This window comes from Aliiroseovarius sp. (genome assembly GCF_030148435.1).
In the GTDB taxonomy this organism is placed as follows: Bacteria; Pseudomonadota; Alphaproteobacteria; order Rhodobacterales; family Rhodobacteraceae; genus JASBTN01.
Genome location: NZ_JASBTN010000058.1, coordinates 1 through 3,216, shown reverse-complemented (window position 1 = coordinate 3,216; position 3,216 = coordinate 1). Strand labels below are relative to the sequence as shown.

Genomic DNA, 3,216 nt, shown 5'->3' with positions numbered 1-3,216 from the left:
GTCTGCGTCTTGGGCTGCAGCCCCTTGATCCGCATGTCTTCAAGAAAGCGTTGGCGCAACTTCGGCACATATTGGTCCGTCATCGGAACCTCCTGTCATCAGATTGAGAAGGTCCCAATCGTCAGACAGGTGCGTCAGTTAACAAAATCACAGCGCTCAAATCAGCGCGCAGCACTCGCCACAAACACCAATACCGCGAGAGCGGTTTCGTCCTTGTCCCGCATTTCGGACACCGGACCAAGATGGCCCGGTGCCAAGGGGGGTGTTCACCCCTCCATCGCTTCCAGCTCGTCAATGAAGCCCGAGATCATCGACAGCCCCTTGTCCCAGAAGGCCGGGTCCGAGGCGTCCAGCCCGAACGGGGCCAGCAGTTCCGAGTGGTGCTTGGAGCCTCCTGCGCGAAGCATCTCGAAATACTTCGCCTGGAATTCCGGGTCGCCCTCGGCATAGACCGCGTAGAGCGCGTTCACCAGCCCGTCGCCGAACGCATAGGCATAGACGTAGAAGGGCGAGTGCACGAAGTGGGGGATATAGGCCCAGAAGGTCTCATACCCGGGCATGAATTCGAACGCTTCACCCAGGCTTTCCGCCTGCACCGACATCCACAACGCGTTGATGTCATCCGGTGTCAGCTCGCCTTCCGCCCGGGCGGCGTGCAGCTTGCATTCGAAGTCGTAGAACGCGATCTGGCGCACCACCGTGTTGATCATGTCCTCGACCTTGCCGGCCAGCAGAACCTTTTTCCGTTCGGGTGTTTCGGCGGCGTCCAGCAGCTTGCGGAAAGTCAGCATTTCGCCAAACACCGACGCGGTTTCGGCCAGGGTCAGGGGCGTGGAGGACAGCAGCTCCCCCTGGTCGGCGGCCAGCACCTGGTGCACGCCGTGACCCAGCTCATGGGCCAGCGTCATCACGTCGCGCGGCTTGCCTAGGTAGTTCAACATGACATAGGGGTGCACGTCGGTCACGGTCGGGTGGGCGAAGGCGCCCGGGGCCTTGCCCGGCTTCACGCCTGCGTCGATCCAGCCCTTGTCGAAGAAGGGTTTGGCCAGTTTGGCCATTTCGGGGTCGAAGGCGCCATAAGCCTCCATCACCGTCGCGCGGGCCTGGTCCCAGTCGACCACCGCGTCGTCTTCCATCGGCAGGGGCGCATTGCGATCCCAGACCTGCATGACATCCAGCCCGAGCCATTTGCGCTTGAGCTCGTAATAGCGGTGCGAGAGCTTGGGATAGGCCGCGACCACAGCATTGCGCAGCGCCTCGACCACCTCGGGTTCGACGTGGTTCGACAGGTGGCGTCCGGTCTGCGGTGTGGGCATCTTGCGCCAGCGGTCTTCGATCTCCTTCTCCTTGGCCAAGGTGTTGTGCACCCGGGCGAAGGTCTTGACGTTCTCGCCGAAGACACGGGCCAGTTCCTGCGCGGCGGCCTCGCGTTTTGACCGGTCCTGTTCGGTCAGCTGGTTCAGGCAGGCTTCGAGGTTGACCTCCTCGCCGTCGATTTCGAACAGGAGCCCCGCGATGGTTTCGTCAAACAGCTTGTTCCAGGCGGCGGCGCCGACGGTGGACTGGTCATGCAGGAACTGTTCCAGCTCGTCAGACAGCTGGTGCGGGCGCATGGCGCGCAGCCGGTCGAAGATGGGCTTGAAACGGGCCAGCGCCGCATCGGCGGCAAAGAGCGCGTCCAGCGCCGCGTCCTCGATCCGGTTGATCTCCAGGGTAAAGAACACCAGCGCGGCAGAGGCATCGGTAATGCGCTCCTGACAGTTTTGAAGGAACTGCGCGCGTTCCGCATCGGTGGTGTTCTGGTAATAGCGCAGCCCGGCGTAGGACATGATCCGGCCCGAGGTCATGTCGATCTTTTCATAGGCCGCGATGCAAGCCAGCATGCCCGCCGCGTCCAGCCCGGCCAGCTTGCCCTGATAGGTCGCGGCGAACTCGGGGCAGGCCTGGTCCAGCCAGTCCAGATCCCGCGCCAGCTCCGGCGCATCCGGCGCGGCGTAAAGGTCCGTCAGATCCCATTCGGGCAGATCGCCCAGGGGCTGGCCCCCGGCATTGGCATTGGCATCGAAGAGGGGCGAGGGAAAGGCACGGTTCATGGGAGCTCCGAAATTATCTGTTCGCCAAGACATAGGATGCAGGCGGAGCGGTTGCAATCGCCGGGGCAGCGGCTAGGGTCGGCGCAAAAGGGAGCCTGTGATGCGTTTCGTGAGATTTGGGGCAGAGGGGGCGGAAAAGCCCGGCGTGCTGGACGGGCAGGGCGGTCTGCGCGACCTGTCGGGCGTGGTGGATGACCTGTCGGGGGATGCGCTGGCGGATCTGCCGCGCGTGGATCCCGAGAGCCTGCCGCTGGTCGAGGGCCACCCGCGTCTCGGACCGCCGGTCGCGGGGGTGGGAAAATTCCTCTGTATCGGGCTGAATTTCTCGGACCACGCGGAAGAGGCGGGCATGGACGCCCCGCCGGAACCGATCCTCTTCATGAAGGCCACCTCGGCCATTTGCGGCCCGAACGATGCCATCCGCCTGCCGCGCGGCTCGCACAAGACCGACTGGGAGGTCGAACTGGGCGTGGTGATCGGCAAACCTGCCAAATATGTCTCCGAAGCGCAGGCGCTCGATCACGTGGCGGGCTATGTGCTGGTCAATGACGTGTCCGAACGCGAATACCAGATCGAACGCGCAGGTCAGTGGACCAAGGGCAAGAGCTGCGACACATTCGGCCCCATCGGTCCCTGGCTGGTCACGCCTGACCAGATTCCCGACCCCCAGGGGCTCGACATGGCGCTGGAGGTGAACGGCCTGCGCATGCAGACAGGCAATACGTCGAAGATGATCTTCTCCGTCGCCCATGTGATTTCCTATCTCAGCCAGATGATGACCCTGCACCCGGGCGACATCATCGCCACCGGCACCCCGCCGGGGGTGGGCATGGGCATGACCCCGCCGACCTACCTGAAAGACGGCGACGAAATCACCCTGACCATCGAAGGGCTCGGCCGCCAGACCGCCAGGGTTTTCGCCGACTGATCTCTTTATCTTGCCGAAAGGGTCTACCACAGCTGAGCATCGGAGAACCTATGTTAAGGTGCTCATATGGCTCAGAAAAACCGGTATCTGTTTCGGGGGAGAATTTCGGAGAGGAAATTCCGCGACCTTCTGCGGCTTTTTACGCTCGACATCACCGCCGACAGAGCCGCCATTTTAACCGGGTTGCATCATAAT

The 3,216-nt window shown here is 62.8% G+C and carries 2 protein-coding genes and 1 pseudogene; 2 read left to right on the top strand and 1 reads right to left on the bottom strand.

Going from position 1 to position 3,216, the window contains the following annotated elements:
- Positions 1–266 precede the first annotated feature (266 nt).
- Complete coding sequence (locus Q1V43_RS10705) at positions 267–2,093, bottom strand: M3 family oligoendopeptidase (RefSeq protein WP_300517587.1); 1,827 nt, start codon at positions 2,091–2,093, stop codon at positions 267–269.
- Positions 2,094–2,193: 100 nt separating this feature from the next.
- Here Q1V43_RS10705 and Q1V43_RS10700 point away from each other — a divergent pair, with 100 nt between their 5' ends.
- Positions 2,194–3,021 (top strand): fumarylacetoacetate hydrolase family protein, encoded by an 828-nt coding sequence (locus Q1V43_RS10700; RefSeq protein WP_300517584.1) that lies wholly within the window; start codon positions 2,194–2,196, stop codon positions 3,019–3,021.
- 66 nt (positions 3,022–3,087) lie between these two features.
- Positions 3,088–3,216: pseudogene (locus tag Q1V43_RS10695) on the top strand (IS1595 family transposase); the annotation flags it as partial.